The 471-nt window shown below is 66.2% G+C and carries 2 protein-coding genes; both read right to left on the reverse strand.

Translation table 11 applies throughout. From position 1 onward, the window contains the following. Positions 1-280: NAD(P)(+) transhydrogenase (Re/Si-specific) subunit beta (locus EOA38_RS38650; RefSeq protein ID WP_189435276.1), on the reverse strand; the 280-nt coding region annotated here is incomplete at its 3' end. Position 281: 1 nt separating this feature from the next. Further along, on the reverse strand, positions 282-471 hold a 190-nt coding region (locus EOA38_RS38655), incomplete at its 5' end, for a proton-translocating transhydrogenase family protein (RefSeq protein WP_189435278.1).

Here is a 471-nt window from a genome sequence, read left to right on the forward strand (position 1 = left end):
AGTGGAAGGCGGCGACCAGCTGCGGCATCGAGGTCATTGCGATGCGGCGCGCAGTCACCGCGCCGATGCTGCCGCCGATGGCGAGACCCAGCACGATCAGGCCGAAGCGGCCGGCCGAAGGCAGCGCCAGCGCCAGCGTGGTGCAAAGAGCGATGCCCATGCCGATCATGCCGTAGAGATTGCCTCGGCGGCTGGTGGTCGGATGCGACAGGCCGCGCAGCGCCAGGATGAACAGGATGCCGGAGACCAGATAGAGGAAGGAAGCGAGATTGACGGTCACGTCACTTTTCCTTCTTCTTGTACATGGCGAGCATGCGCTGGGTGACGAGGAAGCCGCCGAAGATGTTGACCGAGACCAGCACCAGCGCGACGAAGCCGAAGCCCGCGGCTAGGCCGGACGCCGCGATGCCGACGGCGAGCAGCGCGCCGACGACGATGACCGAGGAGATGGCGTTGGTGACGGCCATCAGC

The sequence above is a fragment of the Mesorhizobium sp. M1E.F.Ca.ET.041.01.1.1 genome, from assembly GCF_003997355.1.
Classification (GTDB): Bacteria; Pseudomonadota; Alphaproteobacteria; order Rhizobiales; family Rhizobiaceae; genus Mesorhizobium.